The 20231-nt window shown below is 55.0% G+C and carries 15 protein-coding genes, 1 tRNA gene and 3 pseudogenes; 15 read left to right on the top strand and 4 right to left on the bottom strand.

Translation table 11 applies throughout. The features are described from left to right. Window position 1: 1 nt before the first annotated feature. Window positions 2-1633: a FecR domain-containing protein gene (locus H6973_20545; protein ID MCP5127905.1), complete on the bottom strand. Its 1632-nt coding sequence runs from the start codon at window positions 1631-1633 to the stop codon at window positions 2-4. Window positions 1634-1772: 139 nt separating this feature from the next. Between H6973_20545 and H6973_20540 the strand changes: the two genes are divergently transcribed. Genes H6973_20540 through H6973_20530 form a run of 3 tightly spaced genes read left to right on the top strand, consistent with a single transcriptional unit; the run spans window position 1773 to window position 4601 of the window. Next, window positions 1773-3008, top strand: coding sequence for a pyridoxal-dependent decarboxylase, exosortase A system-associated (locus tag H6973_20540; protein MCP5127904.1), 1236 nt, complete (start codon window positions 1773-1775; stop codon window positions 3006-3008). Between the two features lie 19 nt (window positions 3009-3027). Beyond that, on the top strand, window positions 3028-3858 hold the full coding sequence (gene dapF / locus H6973_20535; GenBank protein ID MCP5127903.1) for a diaminopimelate epimerase: 831 nt from the start codon (window positions 3028-3030) through the stop codon (window positions 3856-3858). Continuing rightward, entirely contained in the window at window positions 3855-4601 is a 747-nt protein-coding gene (locus H6973_20530; GenBank protein ID MCP5127902.1) for a DUF484 family protein, read from the top strand. The genes dapF and H6973_20530 overlap by 4 nt, the downstream gene beginning before the upstream one ends. Before the next feature lie 2 nt (window positions 4602-4603). Here H6973_20530 and H6973_20525 read toward each other — a convergent pair whose 3' ends face one another. Continuing rightward, entirely contained in the window at window positions 4604-5245 is a 642-nt protein-coding gene (locus H6973_20525) for a YihA family ribosome biogenesis GTP-binding protein (GenBank protein ID MCP5127901.1), read from the bottom strand. Between the two features lie 183 nt (window positions 5246-5428). Between H6973_20525 and H6973_20520 the strand changes: the two genes are divergently transcribed. The 11 genes and pseudogenes from H6973_20520 to H6973_20470 all read left to right on the top strand — a co-directional run bounded on the left by H6973_20520 (window position 5429) and on the right by H6973_20470 (window position 16669). Continuing rightward, window positions 5429-6037: a cytochrome c4 gene (locus H6973_20520; protein ID MCP5127900.1), complete on the top strand. Its 609-nt coding sequence runs from the start codon at window positions 5429-5431 to the stop codon at window positions 6035-6037. A 97-nt stretch (window positions 6038-6134) separates the two neighbouring features. Next, window positions 6135-6704, top strand: coding sequence for a Uma2 family endonuclease (locus tag H6973_20515; GenBank protein ID MCP5127899.1), 570 nt, complete (start codon window positions 6135-6137; stop codon window positions 6702-6704). 89 nt (window positions 6705-6793) lie between these two features. Continuing rightward, the gene (locus tag H6973_20510) at window positions 6794-8797 is read left to right on the top strand and encodes a cytochrome c biogenesis protein ResB (GenBank protein MCP5127898.1); all 2004 of its coding nucleotides are present in this window, start codon (window positions 6794-6796) and stop codon (window positions 8795-8797) included. A gap of 100 nt (window positions 8798-8897) precedes the next feature. Then, entirely contained in the window at window positions 8898-9620 is a 723-nt protein-coding gene (locus tag H6973_20505) for a hypothetical protein (GenBank protein ID MCP5127897.1), read from the top strand. 196 nt (window positions 9621-9816) lie between these two features. Next, window positions 9817-10080 carry an excalibur calcium-binding domain-containing protein gene (locus H6973_20500; GenBank protein ID MCP5127896.1) on the top strand — a complete coding sequence of 88 codons (264 nt, stop codon included), beginning with the start codon at window positions 9817-9819 and terminating at the stop codon, window positions 10078-10080. A gap of 220 nt (window positions 10081-10300) precedes the next feature. Beyond that, window positions 10301-11482 (top strand): c-type cytochrome biogenesis protein CcsB, encoded by a 1182-nt coding sequence (gene ccsB, locus H6973_20495; protein MCP5127895.1) that lies wholly within the window; start codon window positions 10301-10303, stop codon window positions 11480-11482. A gap of 47 nt (window positions 11483-11529) precedes the next feature. After that, entirely contained in the window at window positions 11530-12150 is a 621-nt protein-coding gene (locus tag H6973_20490) for a thiol:disulfide interchange protein DsbA/DsbL (protein ID MCP5127894.1), read from the top strand. A gap of 2 nt (window positions 12151-12152) precedes the next feature. Next, window positions 12153-13001 (top strand): endonuclease/exonuclease/phosphatase family protein, encoded by an 849-nt coding sequence (locus tag H6973_20485; GenBank protein ID MCP5127893.1) that lies wholly within the window; start codon window positions 12153-12155, stop codon window positions 12999-13001. A 421-nt stretch (window positions 13002-13422) separates the two neighbouring features. Then, a pseudogene (locus tag H6973_20480) lies at window positions 13423-14567 on the top strand (IS630 family transposase). Window positions 14568-14802: 235 nt separating this feature from the next. Next, window positions 14803-14877, top strand: a tRNA-Val gene (locus H6973_20475). A 671-nt stretch (window positions 14878-15548) separates the two neighbouring features. Next, window positions 15549-16669, top strand: a pseudogene (locus H6973_20470) (IS3 family transposase). Window positions 16670-17134: 465 nt separating this feature from the next. On the opposite strand, the pseudogene H6973_20465 reads toward H6973_20470, so the two are convergent. Beyond that, window positions 17135-18097: pseudogene (locus H6973_20465) on the bottom strand (IS5 family transposase). A gap of 126 nt (window positions 18098-18223) precedes the next feature. Between H6973_20465 and H6973_20460 the strand changes: the two are divergent. Beyond that, window positions 18224-18481, top strand: a complete 258-nt coding sequence (locus H6973_20460) for a hypothetical protein (protein ID MCP5127892.1) — start codon at window positions 18224-18226, stop codon at window positions 18479-18481. 644 nt (window positions 18482-19125) lie between these two features. Here H6973_20460 and H6973_20455 read toward each other — a convergent pair. Further along, entirely contained in the window at window positions 19126-20130 is a 1005-nt protein-coding gene (locus H6973_20455; protein MCP5127891.1) for a zinc-binding dehydrogenase, read from the bottom strand. Window positions 20131-20231 lie beyond the last annotated feature (101 nt).

Below are 20231 nucleotides of genomic sequence, written 5' to 3'. Positions count from 1 at the left end.
CCTACAGGGCAATGATCAGGACCAGAATCGTACCCAGACCAAACGGCCAATAGTTCCTGGGTGGAATGTCGATTCGTTGCACCGGCCCATAGGGCGCTACATAACCGTTGGGATCAATCGTGCGCATCCGCAGGTAATGAAAACCGGACTCAGGCCATGAAATCGCCAGTTGTGGCTTGTCCACTTGTTGATCAACGACGATTTCCTGAAAGTGGATATCCCTGGCCAGTTGCACTTGGTAGCTCTGATCCGGCAACCCCGCACTCCAGCGAAACACCAGAGTATCTCCGGTCGCCTCCGGCGGTCCTACTTCAGGAGTGGGCAACAGTCTGAACTGTTGCGGATCGCTAAATGGTCCGTGCCGGCCAGCGGCGTCGCGCGTCGCAACCCGCCAATAATAGACCCCTGGAGCCAATAGTTGCTCGGGAGTCAATCGTGACTGGGTTAAGTCCGGCAGGTCCAGCAGGAGCTTGGCAAACTGGGCGTCGCTGGCGAGTTGAAAATGATAAGCCACTGCCGCTGCCGATTCGGTCCACTCGAAAGTGGGGATTTTTTCCGGCACGGTGGCTTGGTGATCCGGTCGCACCAGGAACGGAGGTTCAGGACGGGCATGTAACCGGAACCGATGATAAGCATCGTACCCTTCCAGACCCTGCGCATCGATGCCGCGCACGCGCAGGACGTAGTCGCCATCCGGCAGATCGGGGCCGCGCACTTGCGGCGCCGAGGCGACGCCGTCGAACAGCAGTGCTTCAAATCGCTCGTCAGCTGCAATTTGGGCGCGATAAGCGGTTGCTCCTGGCAGTTCGACGAGACTGAACTGAATCGGCGTCCGCGTGATCTCGGTCGGCAAATTAACGACCGACGGCGCCGCCAGTAGTGGCCTGGCCATCCCCGGCGGTTGACCCTGGGTCGTCCGAGCGCCAAATCCCTGCGCCACTCTGCGCGTTGTCCGGGAACCCTTGAATTCTACGGCGCCCTTTAGTACTTCCGTTCGGGCGATGGCGGCCACCGGATCCATACTGAGCCGGTAATCGGTGCCGCGCACCGCTGAAACAGCAGCGGGCGTCCAGATTTCATAGCGCGTGCGGGGACTGCGGCGGGTCGTCACCTGATTGTCCACCCGGCCTTGCGGCAAGCTCAAGCGCGCCTCCATCAAAGAGTCTTCGCCATATTTATTCAGGGTGTTAATGACCAACTGGCTGTCAGCCTGTAGTAAAAGTCGTGAACCATCGCCAAACTCCAGCGTGGCGCTGCCATCGGGGCCGGTGCGAATTTCATCGCCACTGTGCAGCAGTTGACCGGAATCAACGGCTATCGTCTGCCCCGTAAATTTAATCGTTGCCCTGACCTGACCCTGCGTGCTTAAAACTCGCGTTGCAGTGGGTTGACCCTTGAGCCACGCGACGGGAATGCGCAGCTTCATCCCAGGCGGCAGGTAGTGGGGATCAGCTACGCGATTGAGCGCCTGCAATCGAGGCCAGTAGTTCATATGGATTAAATAGTCCTCGGTAATATTCCATAAATTATCACCGGGACGAACGGTGTAAATCCATTCCTGGGAATAAGCGGCCATGACTACGCCTAGCCAGAGATACAGCAGTAATCCTGAAAAGCCAACTTCTCGGATCATTGGTCTTGCGATTACTGGCCATAAAGCAATATGTGCTCGAATTTTCATCAGTTTTTATCCATTCTAAATTTCGGATATGATAAACAGGAGAATTACGCAATATTTCGTATTATAGATTTAAATTAACAGGTAGAAGCTGATGAGCGCCGTTCGTCCCACTCACTGGCCGATAAGCCAGTTTCCGGTCATCGATGACTGTCTGCACATTGGCGGCATGCCCTTAACGCAACTGGCGGCGAGGGTTGGACAAACGCCATTCTACGCTTATGACCGCCGCTTGCTGGATGAACGGGTCGCCCTGCTGCGCAAGCGCCTGCCGTCCGCCATCCAGCTGCACTATGCCGTCAAGGCTAATCCGATGTCCGCAGTGACGCAACATCTGGCCAGCTTGGTGGATGGCTTGGATGTAGCTTCGCTGGGCGAATTGTCTGTTGCCCTGGATACCGGTATGGACCCGGCGGAAATCAGCTTTGCCGGTCCGGGCAAACGTCCGCCTGAGCTCACTGCGGCGATCGCCGCCGGTATCACGATCAATCTGGAATCCGCCAGGGAACTGGAAACCGTGGCCCGTCTGGGACATGGGCTGGGCCGACAACCCCGGGTCGCCGTGCGGGTCAATCCAGATTTCGAGTTGAAAGCATCCGGCATGAAAATGAGCGGCGGCCCCAAACCCTTTGGGGTGGATGCCGAACAAACGCCGGCGCTGCTGCGGCGAATCGGCCAACTGGACCTAGATTTTCGCGGTTTTCACATCTTCAGCGGTTCGCAGAATCTGCGCGCCGAAGCGCTGATCGACGCCCATGACCGCACGTTTGAACTGGCGTTACGGTTGGCGGTGGACGCACCAGCGCCGGTGCGTATGCTAAACATCGGCGGCGGCTTCGGCATCCCCTATTTTCCGGGGGACACGCCGCTGGATCTGGAGCCGGTCGCGGCCAATCTGGATCACTGGCTGCCCACGGTCAAAGAACAATTGCCAGAAGCCCATGTCGTGCTGGAACTGGGGCGTTATCTGGTTGGCGAAGCGGGTATCTACGTCGTCGAGGTTGTCGATCGCAAAGTCTCGCGCGGTCATACTTTTCTAGTCACCAATGGCGGCCTGCACCATCATCTAGCGGCATCCGGCAATTTTGGTCAGGTCGTGCGCAAAAATTACCCGGTCGTGGTGGGCAACCGGGTTATGGGTAACGAACGGGAAATCGTATCAGTGGTAGGGCCGCTTTGCACGCCGCTCGATATTCTGGCTGATCGAATGGAACTGGCAAAAGCCGATGTTGGCGACCTGATTGTCGTATTTCAGTCAGGTGCTTACGGGTTGACCGCCAGCCCAGCCCGCTTCCTGAGCCATCCCGCTTGTGTAGAAGTTTTGGTTTAGCCATAGTTGAGTTTGTATAATGAAACTCCAGTTCACCAAGATGCACGGACTCGGCAACGATTTCGTGGTCATCGACGGCATCCGTCAGACTGTGGCGTTAGCGCCAGCGCAAATTCGCCGTTTGGCCGATCGCCGCTTTGGCATTGGTTGTGACCAGGTGCTGCTGGTGGAAGCATCTCAACGAGTGGATGCGGATTTCCGCTACCGCATCTTCAATGCCGACGGCGGCGAAGTCGAACAATGCGGCAATGGCGCTCGGTGTTTCGCGCGCTTTGTCCATGATCAGGGCCTGACTGAAAAACACGCGCTCCGGGTTGAAACGCTGGCCGGTTTATTGCAAATGCAACTCCTGCCGGATAACCGGGTGCGTGTGGACATGGGTCAACCGCGCCTGGAACCGGCTGACGCGCCATTCATCGCTGCCGAACGCGCTCCACGCTACCCCATCGCTGTCGATGGCATGGAGCTTGAAATCGGTGTGGTATCGATGGGCAACCCTCATGCAGTATGGATGGTGAATGATGTTGACCAAGCGCCGGTCGCGCATCTGGGGCCATTACTGGAACGGCATGACCGTTTTCCCCAGCGGGTTAATGTGGGCTTCATGCAAATCATCGCGCCGGACCATATCCGGCTTCGCGTCTTCGAGCGCGGCGTTGGCGAAACCCTGGCTTGTGGCAGCGGCGCCTGCGCCGCCGTTGTCGTGGGGCGGCTCTGGGGTCGGCTATCCCCTAGCGTCCAGGTGGATCTGCCGGGCGGCGCACTGGAGATTCACTGGGCCGGCGAAGGCGAATCCGTGATGATGACCGGACCAGCGGTCACTGTATTTGAAGGATGGATCGAGCTGTGAGTGAAGAACAGGAAATACCGGAATCCCTGGAGAAGGCAGACTTTGAGGAAGAGGCGGTCGCCTGGCTGCGCGATCACCCTGAATTTTTCACCCGTCATCCCGAACTGGTGGAGAGCCTGCGCATTCCCCATCCCTGCTGGCCCGCAGTATCACTGCTGGAATACCAAAATCGCTTGCTGCGAGAACACGTTCAGCGCCTGCATGATAAGCTGATGGAGCTGGTTAACATTGCCCGCGATAACGACCGTTTAGCGGAACGGGTGCAGCGTCTGGCGTTGGGTCTATTGGATGCGCGAGGCGGCCTGGATGAACTGCTGCACGGCATCAAGGCGATTCTGCGCGATGAATTCAAAGCCGACTGTGTCGCCTTGTGTCTAGCGGTGCCGCCAACTGTGTGTCTTAGCGCCGTAGAGGAGTTGTTGCGTCCGGATGTCGTCAGGCTGTTCGACGACGTCTTTCGCGCCGGTCGTCCTCAATGCGGTCTATTGAGTCCAGAGCAGGCTGCCGCCTTGTTTAGCGATGGGGCCTGCCATGCGATCTCAGCGGCGCTGATTCCCCTGGATAACGGACAATGGCGCGGTCTTCTGGCGGTCGGCAGCAGTGACGCCAACCGCTTCCATCCTGGCGTGGGGACGCTGTTTCTGGAACGCATCGGCGAGCTGGTAAGCCAGGCATTGCAGGCGCGATTGCTGGCGGAAGGCTGGCGGGCCATGCCTGATCCGCCATCGGCCCAAGGGGCGTGATCTTAATACCCCAGCCATTCATCGAGCCGGGCATGAGCTTCTTCCACACCCTGGCGAGTCGTTGCGGAAAATAACTGGACGGTGGCGTGCAAATAATCGGTTTTCAGCACCTTCCGTACCTGTTGCAATGCAGACCCTGCCGCACCCCGGCTCAGTTTGTCCGCCTTGGTCAACAAGATATGCACCGGCAGTTCACGGGCGACACAACAGTCCAGCATCCGCTGGTCCAGTTCGGTCAATGGATGGCGAATATCCATCAACAGTAGAAGGCCGCACAATGCTTGCCGCTCGCGCAAATAGCGCTCCAGCAGCGCCCCCCAGTGGCGGCGAATCGCCTCGGGCACCTGGGCATAACCATAGCCGGGCAGATCGACCAGATAACGATCCGGCTCTACTTCAAAGAAGTTAATCATCTGAGTGCGCCCGGGAGTCTTGCTGACCCGCGCCAGTTGACGCTGACCCGTCAGGAGGTTAAGCGCGCTGGATTTGCCGGCGTTAGAGCGCCCCGCAAAGGCGGCTTCCCGGCCAATATCGGGCAATAGTTGTCCGAACTCGTTGACGCTATTCAGGAAATGAACCGTTTGATAACGCCGGGCTGCTTTAGTTGCTGGTGTAAAAGGGATAGCATTGTCAGGGTTTTTCATTGAACTTGGAGGCCGAAACTGATATATAAAACCGCTGCTTTCGCAGGTGGGGATCGATCCAGTCAATACCGATTCCGCTGCGATCAAGCAAGGCTCGGTCGCCGGGTTACGCTAGATTTTGACTTCATACCGGCGGCAGGTCGCCTGAACCGAATTTCGTCATCGTACAGGAGCCTTCAAAAAATGAAAAAACTCGTTGTGATCGCCGCGACATGCGCATTGTTCGGTTCCGCGACCGCCGCGCTGGCTGCGGGCGACGCGACCGCTGGCAAAGGCAAGTCCGCGACGTGCGCGGCCTGCCATAGTGCAGACGGCAACAGCGTCAATCCCCAATACCCTAAGCTGGCTGGCCAAAGCGAGGGATACCTGCTCAAACAGCTTCATGATTATAAGAGCGGGGCGCGGGTCAACCCGATCATGGCCGGCATGGTCGCGCCCCTGAGTCCCCAGGATATGGAAGATTTGGCGGCTTATTTTTCCTCGCAACAGGTCGCGCGCGCCGCTGCTGATCCAGCGTTGGCTCCGGTAGGCGAAGCGATCTTTCGCGGCGGTAACCTGAACAGTGGGGTTTCCGCCTGTATGGCGTGTCATAGCGTCAATGGCGCAGGGATTCCGGCTGCCAAATTCCCAGCCATCGCTGCACAACACGCGGAGTATGTTGAATTGCAACTCAAGGCGTTCCGCGCCATGGAGCGAGCGAATGACGCAGGTCAAATGATGCGCAGCATCGCCGGTAAGATGACCGATCAGGAAATTAAGGCCGTCTCGTCCTATATTCAGGGTTTGCAGTAACTTATCGCCATAAGACCGGGTTGAACCGGGTTGGCTAGGCTAATTCAGGGCGGCTCTCGGGCCGCCTTTTTTGATGCTCATCAGGAAACCTCGATTCATGCTGCCGAAACTACAACACCGATTGACCGCTGAGGAGTATCTGTTTCAGGAGCGGCTTTCCGCAACCCGGCGCGAGTATCTTGATGGTGAAATCTTCGCGATGGCGGGTGCCAGTCGTCGGCACAATCAAATCTCATCCAACTTGACGCGCATTCTAGGCAATCAATTGGCGAATCGACCCTGTAGCGTCTATTCCAGCGATATGAAGGTTAAGATCGAAAAACTGAACAAGTACGCCTATCCGGATGTTCTCATCGTGTGTGGGCAACAACAATTCGAGGACGAAAACGAGGACGTTTTGCTAAACCCGTTGCTAATTATGGAGGTATTGTCGGATTCAACAGAAGCTTATGATCGTGGTGATAAATTTCTTCATTACCAGGGTATCCCGTCCTTGGCTGAATATCTGTTGGTTTCGCAGAAATCCTGTCGAATTGAACAATTCACGCGCCAGTCTGATGACACTTGGGTCTATTCGCAAAGTGATGAGATCAATGATGAAGTCGGATTGAAGAGCGTGGATTGCAGCCTGAAGCTCCAGGATGTTTATGCCAAGGTGGAGGTTTAGCCAAGCATTGATATTCTGTTCCTGCGGTGAACGGATTGCCGCTCACCGGGTCACATTCAGGCAACTTGCCTCGACTGCTCAAGGATTCCGTGAACGATACCACCGCTTGTAAGCCTGTCCGCCCGCGCGCCTTGAGCTGGGTGTGGCTGGAATTCTTCGGCTCGATGAATCTGGCCATTACCTTGCTGGTGGTGATCGCTATCGCCTCGATCATCGGCACGGTGTTGCAGCAGAACCAGCCTTATCCTGACTATGTGTTGAAATTCGGGCCGTTCTGGTTCGAGGTCTTCCGTCAGTTGGGCCTCTACGATGTTTACGGGACTGGCTGGTTCATCGGGATTCTTGCCTTTTTGATCCTGTCCACCAGCGTGTGCATCTACCGCCAGGCGCCGATTTTGTGGCGGGAGATGACCCGGTTCCGCACCCGAGTGCGTCTCGATTCCCTGCGCGGTTTTCATCACCAGGCGGAATGGCGATTGCCGAATCATGCCGTCGACGCGGTGCAGGAGACTGTTGGGCAGATGCTGCGCAGTCGCGGCTACCGCCGGCGAGTTGAAAATCATGGCGATCATCGAGTGATGGCGGCAAGCAAAGGTCGCTTTAGCCGGTTGGGTTATTTGTGCACTCATGCAGCGGTAGTGGTCATTGGGGTAGGCGGACTGCTGGATGGCAACCTGTGGTTGAAGCTCAAGGAATGGCGGGGCGATTTGCGTATCGAAACCCGTAACCTGGCTGCCCGTGACCTTCCCCCGGAAAGCCGGCTGGCACCGGGCGCGGTGCCCGCTTTTCGCGGCAATGTGATGCTGCCCGAGGGCGCCGCTGCGAACTTCGTCTTTCTGCGGGTGCGCGACGGTTTCGTGCTCCAGGAACTGCCGTTTGCTATCGAATTGAAGGACTTCCAGGTAGCCTACTATGACACGGGTCAGCCCAAATCCTTCGCCAGCGAAGTGTTGATCCATGATCAGGAGCATTTGGGCGAGCACCCTCTAAAAGCGACCATTCGCGTTAATCACCCGCTGGTTTATCGGGGCTACGCTATTTACCAATCCGATTTTGGCGATGGCGGCTCCCGGCTGGATCTGCGGGCCTGGCCGTTGATGGCCGCCCGTCCTGATCCCATTGCAGCGCAGGGGACTGTAGGCAACACGCTCAAGGTAGGGAGCCAGGATGCTGCACTGACGCTGGAACTGGACGAATTCCGATTATTTAATCTGCTGCCGGAACCCGACGCACAACCAGGCGATCGCAAGTTCCGTAATTTTGGACCCAGTTTTGCTTTCAAACTGCGCGATGCCACGGGCGTGGCCCACGAGTACTTTAACTACATGGCGCCTGCCCAATTAGAAGGCCGCTGGTTCTACATTAGCGGGATGCGCGCCCAGCCCGGACAGCCTTTTACCTATTTACACATCCCGGCGGATGCTAAAAACAGTCCCGAGCGTTTCCTGCGTTTTAACGCCCGGTTGCGTAATAAGGAATGGCTGCGCAGTTTGCTGGAGCGGTCGCCAGCTCCAAGCGACAATCCTGACTTCCAGCGTGATTTTAACCAGGTGCGTCTGAACCTGATTGAACTGTTCACTCAGGGCGGGTTCATGGCGGTCACCGAGCGCGCAAAAGCGGTAGTACCCGCCGAACGATTGAATGATGCGACCACCCTGTATCTCAACATTCTGCGTGATACGCTGGCGGAAGTATTTATTGAAGTGCTGCGCGATGAAGGAATGGACGTTAAACAAGGGATTGCCGAACGAGAGGATGCGTTTTTCAACGATGCGGTATCTGCGCTGGCGGTGCTGCCTGGTTACGGATCGCCGTTTTACCTGCAACTCACCGGTTTTCAGCAGGTTGAGGCATCAGGTTTGCAAGTGACGCGCAGAAGTGGCACATCCGTGGTTTATACCGGCTTTGCCTTGCTGGTCATCGGCGTTTTCGTCATGTTCTATACTTCGCACCGCCGGTTATGGATCTGGCTGGCGGATGAGGAAGGCGCAACTCACATGGTGCTGGCGGGTTCCAGCAGTCGTCGGCCCTTCGAGTTTGCTCATGAGTTCACCGAACTGCGAATGGCGCTTGAGAAACAGATAAGTGTTTGAGAGCGGGGAGAGTGGGCAAGTATGATTATGGAATTCTGTTAGCCTCATAATTGACTCATTACTACCTATTCAACTGTTAGCGGAAACCGATAAATACCTCATGTTCAAACCGGACTCGCCGATTCTGAATTTTCCAGCCAACCTTAATCGGCGGCAGGCTTTCTTTTTAGACGGAATGCGCCACGCCTTCGAGATCGCCCACCTTGCTTTTAATCGTCTAACCACAAACCTCGCTGATTTAGCAAAGTCCGATTCTGAAGGGGATCGCCCTAAAGGCTATGCAAAATACTATCTGGATGCCTGGGCATTCGTGGACGCAATAGACAGGCTGCTTGCCCTATGGAAAATGCAACCTAACGCAGATAGCATTCCTAAAGACTGGAGTTCTTCCAACTTAAAAAGCGAACTAGGCACGATTCGGGACATCCGAAACGTATCAGATCACTTGGCTCAACGAGCAGAGCAAGTAATCTCTTCGGGCACAGCAGCTCTAGGTGAACTAAGTTGGGTAAATGTAACGAGCATCGAGCCACCAATCATGAAATCCTACCTCATAAGGCCCGGTTTTCTGACTCCATCAATTAGAGGTCAGTTGAACATCCCGAAAAAGGAAATCATCGTACTTAATGGCTCAGCAAATGTATTACTGAAGGCACATACATACACTGCGGACCTTTCCTCGGCGTATGTCCGAATGGTTGACCTCGCCCGCTATGTCGAATTCAGCATCAAGCCGCTTTTCAGCTCTGCCGAGGCAAGCAAACCAATTGGAGGAGATCTCTTCGCGTCTTGCGAACTGGTCTTCCCAGAAACAACAAAATGAATTCGCTAACAAAATTATGAAGAAGATTATCGTGATTGCCATTGTTGTAGCGATAGGTTGGTATGGAAACTATCTATACAAACAATCTGGACTAGCATTCATGCAAAATTCATTGCCTAACATAGAATACACAAAAGAAACAAAATGCATTACTAAAGATGGTAGCGTTATATATGGAAGTGTGCCGTATGGAACTATATGTGAAAAAGTGGAGTCAGTTGAAGGCTCATTAACAGTCGTTTCTAGTGAATCCCCTGGTCAAAGAAAAGATAAATGGTATCCATCTTCTAATTCCAGCGAAGAAAATAGTAGAGCTTCAAGCTTCAAATGTGACGGCAGAACACATTGCTCTCAAATGAAATCTTGTGACGAGGCCATTTTCTTTTTGAGAAATTGCCCAGATGTCAAGATGGATGGAGATAATGATGGTGTTCCTTGTGAGAAGCAATGGTGTAGATAATAAGTATTTTATAGACTTTTCCTATCTTTTTTGAGACACATGGATTCTTCGATAGTTTCTATGAAATTGACGCATGTGACCGAAGATCAGTCTGGTGGTCCGGTTATAACTATTTTAATATCAATTGATTATGTTTGTAATTGGCCATTAGGCTAGCTTACTCCACAAGAATGCGAAGAGACCTATCTTTATTAATGATCTATTTTGGAGAACCTTTACGATGTCAGTCACGCGCGAAGCTATGTTGGAGCGACACTGGGAACAACCTTCGTTCGGTCAATGGTTGAACATTTGGAATGGACTCTGGACGTTGCTGGTGATGGCCGGTTCCATTTACATCGGGTGGCTTTACCACGCCTACATGGATGGCTACGAAATCGCCATTCAGACGGGCAGCACCGTGGCCTTGATTGCCTGGGGCGTTTACTGGAAACCGGCGCGATTCTTCACGCTGGCGGCTGTGGCGCTAACCATGCTGGCGTTATGGCGCTATGGCGCGGACTATGAACTGCGCCATAGCGATTTCTGGCTTAAATACTTCCTGGAAAGCCAAGCGGCGTTCATGTGGATGAGCGCCCTGTATGTACTGGCTACGGTCACCTATTTTACCGCGATGTTCGCTCACTCGGAATTTGTGGGTAAAACCGCGACCGCCCTGACCTGGTCGGCGACTACGATGGGCTTGACCGGCCTGCTGGTGCGCTGGCGCGAGTCCTATCTGCTGGGCGCGGATATCGGCCACATCCCGGTCAGTAATCTTTACGAAGTGTTCATCCTGTTTGCTCTGATTACTGCACTGCTGTATCTGTTTTACGAGGATCGCCATCGCACCCGCGCTATGGGAGGATTCGCTCTGCTGGTGATCAGCGCCGCCGTGGCTTTTCTATTGTGGTATACCTTCGACCGTGGAGCGCATCACATTCAGCCACTGATCCCGGCGCTGCAAAGCTACTGGATGAAGATTCACGTACCGGCCAACTTTATCGGTTATGGCGCATTCTCCCTGGCGGCGATGCTGGGCGTGGCCTACCTGTTGGGTGACTGGATCGGGACGCGCTGGCCAAATGGACGACTCGCGCAGGCGCTGCCGCCGTTGCCATTGCTGGACGATGTCATGTACAAGGCTATCGCCCTGGGATTCGCCGCCTTCACCCTCGCTACCATCCTCGGCGCGCTGTGGGCCGCTGAAGCCTGGGGCGGTTACTGGTCCTGGGACCCCAAGGAAACCTGGGCGCTGATCGTCTGGCTGAACTATGCCGCCTGGCTGCACCTGCGCATGACCAAGGGTTGGCGCGGCGCACCGATGGCCTGGTGGGCGGTGATCGGCCTGTTCGTGACGCTGTTCGCCTTTCTAGGGGTCAACATGTTCCTGTCGGGGCTACATTCCTACGGTACGCTGTAGGCGCTGTCTCTTTCATTTCTTCCACTGCTACTCACGGAGTTCCGCTGATGCCGAGCCTGTTTCGCCACTGGTTACTGATTCTATTGGCTTGCACTCTGCCACTCGCCGTACATGCCGCCGACCCGCCGTTTCAGGAGGGCAAGGACTATGTGCAATTGCCCACCCCGGTAGCGCCTGAAACTTCCGATAAAGCCGAAGTGATCGAAATGTTCTGGTACGGTTGTCCGCATTGCCACGATCTGGAGCCAAGCGTCCAGGAATGGCTGAAACGTAAACCGGATAACGTTGAATTCACCCGGATTCCGGTGGCTTTTGGAGCAAGCTGGGAGCCAGGCGCCCGGGCCTATTATGCTGCCGAGGCATTGGGGGTGCTGGACAAGGTCCACCAACCGCTGTTCGATGCCTATCACCAACGGCGCAAACTGAGCAACGAGGATGAACTAGCGGCATTTTTCGCCGAGCACGGCGTGGATCAGGAGGCGTTCCGCAAGGCGTATCAATCTTTTCAGACCGAAACCCAGTTGCGCCGTGGCAACCAGTTAGCGCAGCGCTTTGGGGTGCGGGGGGTGCCAGCAGTGATCGTCAACGGTAAATACGACGTGCGTTCGCCACGCATGTTCGAGGTCGTGGATTTCCTGATCGCCAAGGAAGCTAGCCCGCAAAGCTGAAAATGCAGGGAGGGGGCATGGCTGATGATCATCACCCCGGACCGCAGCGGTTGCGGTTACTGAGCTACAACATTCAGAGCGGACTGAGCACCAACAAATATTCAGAGTATCTGACCCGCAGTTGGAAACATCTGGTGCCAGTTCCATCGCGAATGACCAATCTCGATGGCATCGCTCGCATTCTGGCGAATTACGACCTGGTCGGCCTACAGGAGGTGGATGCGGGCAGCCTGCGCAGCGGTTTCGTGAATCAGGTCAAATATCTGGCGGATTATGCGGGTTTTGAGCATGTCTTCGATCAGGCCAACCGCAAGATCGGTATGATCTCCCAGCATGGCAACGCCCTGTTAAGCCGCATTTGCCCGGATACAATCACCGAGCACAAGCTGCCTGGGCTGATCCCAGGCCGAGGTGTGCTGGAAGTTCGATTCGGTAATGGCGTCGATGCGCTGCATGTGTTAATTTTGCACATGGCTCTCGGTCGTCGTGGACGGTTGCGGCAAATCGAATTCCTGGCGGATCTGGTGCATGATTATCGTCATGTGATTTTGATGGGCGATTTGAATTGCCATTCGGATAGCCGCGAGATGGCCGTTCTGCTGGCAAGCGCACGGCTATCTGAACCGGTGCCAGGGCTGCATACCTTTCCCAGTTGGCAACCGGATCGGCAACTGGACCATATTCTGGTGTCGCCTTCGATTACCGTTGAGCAAGTCAAGGCGCTGGATCATGTCTATTCGGATCATCTGCCTATTGCCATGCAGGTGCGGTTGCCGGACGAATTACGACTCTCCATTCCAGACGTTCCCTATCAGATCAGAACTCCCAATCGCTGGAGTTTAACGCCTTGAGGAAGGTTGTAGGTTTCTTTGAGCATCTAACGTTGTCCCCAACCCATGATGAAATCGTTAAGGCTTGCAAACTTGCAGTAGGTGTCTTCACCGTCGTGCGCGATATAGTTAACGGGAACAGCCAACGGATTGTTCTCCCTTCCTCGATTGACCCGCTCCCGAAACTTCAGGTCAGCAAAATTATAATGCTTCTGTGACGGTCTTCAATGCCAGAGCATCTATCGACGCTGCGGCGTAAGTCCGAATCAAGTCGTGCCAGATGTTAGACATAAGTCTCCTCCATCATCTGCTGGCGTATCAGAAGACAGGAAAGACGGATCAGCCTATTGCTCTTGAAAGAGACGGTTCTAGTGGGCTGACACAGAAGTTTTGACAGGTAGCGGTGGGTGCCCTATGGTTGAGATCAACAGGAGGAATCACCATGGCCCACAAGTATCTGGTTGATCTAACTGAAGAGGAGCGGGAAGACCTGCTGAAGGTCATTCATAAAGGCAAGGCAGCGGCGCGCAAGGTTGCCCGTGCCCATGTGTTGCTGCAGGCTGCGGAAGGGGCGACGGATGAGGCCATTGCCCAAAGCCTTCACTTGGGGATTTCGACCGTTCATCGTACCCGTCAACGGTTTGTCGACGAAGGGTTGCTGGCGGCGTTAAGCGAGCGGCCACGAGTCGGTTTGCCCCCGGCCTTGACCGGCAAACAGGCCGCCTTTCTGGTCGCCTTGGCCTGTAGCACCCCACCGGCGGGTCGCCGGCGGTGGACGATGCGACTGTTGGCCGATCGCTTCGTTGAATTGCGCCAAATCGATACGATCTCGCCCAATACGGTCCATCGCGTACTCAAAAAAACGACCTCAAACCGTGGCAACGTCAAGAATGGTGTATTCCCAGTGTGAGTCCCGATTATGTCTGGCCTATGGAGGATGTCTTGGATCTGTACGCCGAACCCGATAATCCGCGTTATCCCCAAGTGTGTTTTGACGAAAGCCCGGTGCAGCTCACCAGCGAAACCCGTCATCCGTTGCCCGCCCGTCCCGGCCACCCCACATGCTATGACACGGAATATAAAAGGGAAGGTACCGCTAATCTGTTCTTGTTTGTTCAACCCTTGGGCGGTTGGCGTCATGTCAATGTCACGAAGCAACGCACTAAACAAGACTTTGCTCAGCAAATGCGATTGCTGGTCGATCAATACTTTCCTACGGCAAAACGCATTCGGCTGGTGGTCGACAATCTGAATACCCATACCCCGGCGGCCCTGTACAGCACCTTTCCGCCAGACGAAGCGCGTCGGATCACCCGCAAGCTGGAATTTCACTACACCCCCAAGCATGGCAGTTGGCTCAATAGGGCCGAGTGTGAGTTGGCGGTACTCGCCGGCCAGTGTTTGAATCGCCGCATTTCGACGATCGACATCTTGCGAGAGGAAATCGCCACTTGGGAAGGCCCGCGCAACCAGCGCCAGACCAAAATCCACTGGCAGTTTGGTACCGAGGCCGCCCGGGTCAAACTCAAACGCCTCTATCCGTCTTTGGAATCCACCGAAAATCCGATCGGACCAGAGGCCTCCTAACCTGGCAAAACTTTTGCAACAGCCCACTAGCTTGGTGTGCTGATTTAGGCCCAAGGGTCCATATTCCATAGATCTGCACTTTATTCACTTCACGCGCGCATTGATTTGGTTACGATAGAATGTCAACATAGCCTAGCTCGTCGGCGTCATCCCCTGCAAACAGGAAAACCGAAGAAGGACGCCATTGCTTGTCAAGACAGGCTGTGACGCTTATAATCCGCCTTTAGTTTTTGAAGGGCGATTAGCTCAGCGGGAGAGCACTGCCTTCACACGGCAGGGGTCACTGGTTCAAATCCAGTATCGCCCACCAATCCCGTCAACCACTTCGGGTACTTTTCTCTCTTCAGTATTCTGGCCTGTGACCAGATTATGACGATCTATAGTCTGGCAACCTGATTAACTGACATTCCGAACCACCCCGGCGCTCCTTATTGAGGCTGTCGCGGTCTTTTCTCTGCTGCATGGTGTTTTCTCTACAGGCGCGTTCTTATTGTCTTGCTCGCCGTTATCCCTACATTCCGGGTCATGGCTATTCACTGCAGCGGTACGCGGTGCGTACTCTACTTTTGAATGATCGGTATCAACATCGTCGATGTAGGGTACGCACCGCGTACCTTAGAATGCAGGCTAAGAAGCTGTATAAAAAATAAGCCATTGATTCCCGTTCGGGATACATACCCCGCAGCTTGCTGCGGGGTCGTTTATTGCCAACGATTTAGGCTCTTCGAGAGTTTTTGTGGAGCAACCCAACCGGCGAGCTGACTATGAAACTAATCAATTGATCTTGAAAGATGTATGTCCCACTTGGTGGGCTGATCTCCGGTCACACGGGCCGATTCCACAGAAACCCTCGAAGAGCCACAATTTAGTCCTTACTGCGATCTATCGTTTACGGATGAGGAGGTATAATGGACCCCGAATTTCGGACGGTTAAATAAGGTGGTACTCTGCAAAGTAGAAACGATTGAGGAGAGCGATGAAATGCAGAGGAAAGTCTTCAGTGCCGAGTTCAAGGCCAAGGTCGCGATGGAAGCGCTGGCGGGCCGAAAAACGATCAACGAGATTGCCGGGGTGCATGAGGTGGATCCGAACCAGGTGACCACCTGGAAGCGTGAAGCCCAGGAGGGGCTGAAGGCCCTGTTTGCGTGCAAACGGGGCCGACGTTCCCCCCAAGACGGGACCGATGCCGAGGCGCTGTATAGCCAGATTGGTCGGCTGCAAGTCCAGGTGGAGTGGTTGAAAAAAAAGTCGGGACTGAGTCCACCCAGGTAAAGCGGGCTTGGATCGAACCGGATCATCCGGCACTGTCGGTGGTGGCCCAATGTGAACTGCTGGGACGGGCACGCAGTGGGTGGTATTACACGGCAGTGCCCACGTCGGCGCTGAATCTGGCGCTGATGCGGCAGATGGATGAGCAATATACGGCGCATCCTTTTTATGGCAGTCGGCGAATGACGGCCGTGTTGCGGCAGGCCGGGTATCCGGTTAACCGCAAACGGGTGGTTCGGTTGATGACGGAATTGGGATTGCAGGCGATTGACCCCAAGCCGGTGACCTCGCCGTCCTGTGCGGCTCATCGGATCTATCCCTACCTGCTGCGCGGGGTAGCGGTGACCGTCCCCGATCAGGTGTGGAGTACGGATATTACCTACATTCGCCTGACAGGCGGGTTTGTCTACTTGGTTGCGATCCTGGATTGGTATAGCCGTAAAGTGCTCGCGTGGCAGTTGTCCAATACTTTGGAGACCACCTTTTGCCTGGAGTGCTTGGAAGAAGCCCTGGCGCATCGCCAGCCGATGATCTTCAACACCGATCAAGGAACCCAGTTCACGAGCGTCGCTTTTACCGGGTGCTTGGCGCAAGCCGGAATCCGAATCAGTATGGACGGTCGAGGGCGGGCGCATGACAATAGCTTTGTCGAACGGCTCTGGCGGTCCGTAAAATATGAGGAGGTGTATCCGAAGGCCTATGAAACGCTGGACCCGGCTTACCAGGGCTTGGCGCAGTACTTCGTGTTTTACAATGACCAGCGTCCTCATCAGGCGCTGAACTATCGAACACCCGCTGAGGTGTATGCGGACAGGCAAAGCCGGTCGCTATAAGGTGTAGAGTGTCCACCTTAAATTCGGCTAAATTCTGTCTTGACATTGGGGTCCACCTCAAGGTGATTACGCTTTGTCTTATTTGGGATTATGAGTAAACACAGTCAAATCAAAACCATCTATGATGAAACTCACCGTCATCTGGGTGATTGGTTTCCCAATTTGCCCTCCTATCCTGGGTTTGTGCAACGGGTGAATAAAGTCTGCGATGTTTTCGCGCCGCTCGTTGAGATTCTATCGGCCCCTGGCCCTATTTTGGGCGATTGGTTGCTTGATTCTCAACCGATTATCCTTTCTCAATAAGGATATAGCTTTACAACGTAGGTCGCGCCAGAGTATGCCGATCGCGGTTACTGTGCCTCGAAGAAGCTGTATTATTATGGCGTTAAACGGCATGTTTTAGGCCAACAGCGGCGTTGGTGCATAAACAAAATGAGGGTAATATCCTCTCCCCTCTATGTCTTTTCAAGACAGAATAACCCTGCAGGGGACGGAAACGGGCATGCCGAGGTAGGTCATGACATTCAACGCGGCGACCCGGACGGGATCTCTGTGACTTGGGTTTCGAACAAACGGGAGGCCAAGCGATCACCAAACAACGGTTTGAATCGATACATGGCGTTTTCGGCGATGCGGTGGCGATGCTAGCCGACCGCCTGTTTCCACGCCAGCAGTCCTTGCGCGGCAATGGCCGCCAGTGCCTGGGTGCGGGGATGATCGGGAGTCCACGGCACTGCGTGTTCGCGGGGTGAGATAGTGACTTCGGCACCGCGTTCCCCGGCCGCCGTGTAAACCCCGTGCGTGTCATACGCGCCGTCGGCCCGGACGTGGCCGATCGGGTCATCGATTTGCTCGAGCCGTCCGGCCAACACTTCACTATCCGTCCATTGTGCCGTCGTGACCTCAACCGCCAACACATCCTTGACGTCGGCATCCACCGCCAAATGCACCTTACGCCAGGTGCACCGTTTCCCCGCACCCTGTTGCCGGACTTTCCATTCGCCCTCACCCTACACGTTCAAGCCCGTGGAATCGACCACGACGTCGATCGGTCCACGCCGCGACGGACGGGAATCTGCACCGTCAGCGTGTTCGCCCGGCGCAACAGCAGGGTGTGGTCGGGAATGGGCAACGTCAATCCCAGCAACCGCACGATCGAACCCACCAGCCCTTTCACTCCGCGGTAGGGCAGACCGAACACCGCCTTGAGCGTCAACAACGCTTGAATGGCGGTATCCGAGACTGGAATGGCCCCCCTCGCTGGCCGGTCGGAGCCGGTCGCCAGTAGTCCTGCAAAAACACTTTGTCAAACCCGATCGTCAAACTGCCCCGGCGCACCAGGGCGCGATCATACTCGGGCCAGTTCGTCACTCGAGACTGGATTTTCTCTGTGGCGGCTTCCGTCGCAGGAGCAGCTTGCGCGTTCATGACGGCTTCTCCATCCTGGGGTTCCTTAACCACTTTGACCATCCCATAGGCTGTTTCAATGCCATTAAGTTAAGCCCATTTCCATCATAATTAAGAGGAGTTTCCTACCTGTCTTGAGAGTTGCCGATGAACCCTACGGCCTATGCTGCAATCGAGATCACCCGTGACCTCCTCAACAGCGCTGACTTTAAGAACCGACATCGGGTCAACGATCAAGCGTTCACGCGCGTTCGTTGTTTGTCGTTTGCCGCGGTCTTGGTCTTGATTCTGAGAAAGAGTGTGAAATCCTTGCAAAATGTGGTGAATGAAGCGACCACCTGGCTGATGATGGCTCCGGTCACCGCGAGCGCTTTTTCCCAAGCCCGTCGGTGCGGACCTCATTGAATAAATCGTGGGGCGTATACTCTTCGCGGAGTAAGAACCGATTAACACTGTCGTGGCTGATCTTCATCACTTCCCCCAACCGACAACAGGTCGGTGAGTGCGGTGTGCTCAATATAAAAGATACATACATCGCTAAAGTGCAACGGGCGGTGGGTGGGCGGCTGATTGTTCTCATTAACGGCAACATTCATGACCAAGATTTGACTCGCTATGCACATTATACGATGTTTGTCAATGCGTAAGCTCTATCTAATACGGCTTCGGTCATCGGATGAGCCTCGCAAAACGCAACTCTGAAACCACGACAGTATAGATGATGGAGGGTCTGGCGAAGTATCTGGCGGTTGCCTGAACGTCGTTCACAAAAAAGCCGGGATTCGGTGAACCCCGGCTAAAAACCACCAAAGGAAGGTGTGGAGAAGAACATCTGAACGATGTCAGAACGTAGCTTAGTCTAAATGTTGCACTGCGTCAAGCAAATTCATAGGAACGCAACAAAACTTTTTTTGCGGCGCAATAAAAAAAAGCCAGGATCATGCTTAATCCTGGCTAAAGAACCACCAAAGGAGGATTTGGAGGATAACATTCTCGATGAATGTTGCAATGCAGTATAAAGAACATATTGCACTGCGTCAAGAAATTAATTAACCATGCCGTAAAACAATTTTTCCCAGTTGCTCAGCCGCCAGCAACCGCTGATGGGCGGCAACGACCTGATCTAGCGGAAAGACCCGGTCAATTGCGGGCTCGACGTGATGCGCTTCGACAAAGCGCAGCATAGCGGCAAATTCCTCTGGCGAACCCATGGTGGAGCCAATGATCCGCGCCTGCCGGAAGAATAGCCGGACCATGTCCAGTCCGGGTGGGTTACCGGCGGTCGAACCATACACCACTAACCGACCCGCCGGTTTCAGCACTGAGAAACAGCCCTTAAAAGCCGGCCCCCCCGTTCCATCAATAACCACATCGACGCCACCGGTCAGCTTAGCCAATTGTTTATCCCAGTCCTCCGCCCGATAGTTGACGCCACCAGACGCACCCATCTGCCGCGCCTGTTCCAGCTTGCCTTCGTCGCCGCTGGTGACAAAGACCCGTGCGCCCAGCGCCACAGCCCACTTCATGGCAAAGGTCGCCACGCCGCCGCCAATGCCGGTGACCAGCACGGTTTCGCCCGGCTGCGCTGCGGCCTGGGTCATCAACGCTCGCCATGCCGTTAAACCCGCTAGCGGGATAGCCGCCGCTTGTTCCCAGTTCAAATGCGTCGGCTTGGCAAAAACATGACCGGCGGGAACGCAAAGGTGTTCAGCAAAACAACCCGGATCAGGCATTCCCAACACCCGGAAGGTCGTACCGGGGAAACGCGGGTCATTTCCCCAGTCATAAGCGGGATAGATCACGACTTCCCGGCCCAGCAAATCCGCTGGTGCGTCTGGACCTAATTGATCGACCACGCCCGCGCCATCCGAACCCATGCCGCACGGTAGGCGAATGCCCGGATATTGGCCTAAGGTGATCCAGACATCGCGGCGGTTGAGCGCCGAAGCGTGGAGGCGAACGCGAACCTGGCCTGGGCTGGGTTCCGGCAGGGCCAAGTCTTCAATGCTGAGTTGTTCGGGACCGCCGAGTTGGCGGAGCAAGACGGCTTTCATAGATTGCACTCCTGAGTTGAGGTTGCAATTTCGCGGACGATTGATCGCAGCGGGTTATTCACTTCCGGCCAAAATGTTCTACGTTTATGGGGACGAGTTTA

Source organism: Gammaproteobacteria bacterium (assembly GCA_024235095.1).
GTDB lineage: Bacteria > Pseudomonadota > Gammaproteobacteria > Competibacterales > Competibacteraceae > UBA2383.
This window is presented reverse-complemented; position numbering and strand designations above follow the sequence as displayed.

Excerpts from the sequence above, each read along its gene's own strand:
- H6973_20545 (MCP5127905.1), bottom strand. The coding sequence starts at position 1,633 with ATGATCCGAGAAGTTGGCTTTTCAGGATTACTGCTGTATCTCTGGCTA.
- H6973_20455 (MCP5127891.1), bottom strand. The coding sequence starts at position 20,130 with ATGAAAGCCGTCTTGCTCCGCCAACTCGGCGGTCCCGAACAACTCAGC.
- H6973_20520 (MCP5127900.1), top strand. The coding sequence starts at position 5,429 with ATGAAAAAACTCGTTGTGATCGCCGCGACATGCGCATTGTTCGGTTCC.
- dapF (MCP5127903.1), top strand. The coding sequence starts at position 3,028 with ATGAAACTCCAGTTCACCAAGATGCACGGACTCGGCAACGATTTCGTG.
- H6973_20540 (MCP5127904.1), top strand. The coding sequence starts at position 1,773 with ATGAGCGCCGTTCGTCCCACTCACTGGCCGATAAGCCAGTTTCCGGTC.
- H6973_20505 (MCP5127897.1), top strand. The coding sequence starts at position 8,898 with ATGTTCAAACCGGACTCGCCGATTCTGAATTTTCCAGCCAACCTTAAT.
- H6973_20490 (MCP5127894.1), top strand. The coding sequence starts at position 11,530 with ATGCCGAGCCTGTTTCGCCACTGGTTACTGATTCTATTGGCTTGCACT.
- ccsB (MCP5127895.1), top strand. The coding sequence starts at position 10,301 with ATGTCAGTCACGCGCGAAGCTATGTTGGAGCGACACTGGGAACAACCT.
- H6973_20485 (MCP5127893.1), top strand. The coding sequence starts at position 12,153 with ATGCAGGGAGGGGGCATGGCTGATGATCATCACCCCGGACCGCAGCGG.
- H6973_20515 (MCP5127899.1), top strand. The coding sequence starts at position 6,135 with ATGCTGCCGAAACTACAACACCGATTGACCGCTGAGGAGTATCTGTTT.
- H6973_20460 (MCP5127892.1), top strand. The coding sequence starts at position 18,224 with ATGAACCCTACGGCCTATGCTGCAATCGAGATCACCCGTGACCTCCTC.
- H6973_20525 (MCP5127901.1), bottom strand. The coding sequence starts at position 5,245 with ATGAAAAACCCTGACAATGCTATCCCTTTTACACCAGCAACTAAAGCA.